A 574-nucleotide genomic window follows, 5' to 3' on the forward strand; every position below is an offset into this window, starting at 1 on the left:
CATCTATCGCGAGATTCCGACGCTGTTCCTCGCCAACGACCTGACCGGCAACTCCGAGCTGTGCTCGCTGTTCCTGCACGCCGATTACCGCAGCGGTCTGAATGGCCGCATGCTGTCAAAGGCGCGCATGCTGTTCATCGCCGAGTTCCCGGAACTGTTCGGCAACAAGATCATCGCCGAGATGCGCGGCGTCTCCGACGACGCCGGTCGTTCGCCGTTCTGGGAAAGCCTGGGCCGGCACTTCTTCAAGATGGAATTCAGCCAGGCCGATTACCTGACCGGCGTCGGCAACAAGGCGTTCATCGCCGAACTGATGCCGAAATTCCCGCTGTACACCTGCTTCCTGTCGCCGGATGCGCGCAACGTCATCGGTCAGGTACACCCGGACACCGAGCCTGCGCTGGCGATGCTCAAGAGCGAAGGCTTCAGCTATCAGGGCTACGTCGATATCTTCGATGCCGGCCCGGCCATCGAATGCGAAACCAGCAAGATCCGCGCGGTGCGTGACAGCGAAGCGCTGGTGCTGGCGATCGGTACGCCGGGCGATGACGCCACGCCGTTCATCATCCATAAC

1 protein-coding gene is annotated in these 574 nt (G+C 61.7%); it reads left to right on the forward strand.

Annotation, left to right across the window (positions count from 1 at the left end; genetic code table 11):
• Nucleotides 1–574, forward strand: a 574-nt coding sequence (locus DBR18_RS17950; protein ID WP_256588779.1) for an arginine N-succinyltransferase, incomplete at both ends; no start/stop codon positions are given.

It is taken from the genome of Pseudomonas sp. HMWF021, assembly GCF_003061005.1.
Lineage (GTDB): Bacteria > Pseudomonadota > Gammaproteobacteria > Pseudomonadales > Pseudomonadaceae > Aquipseudomonas.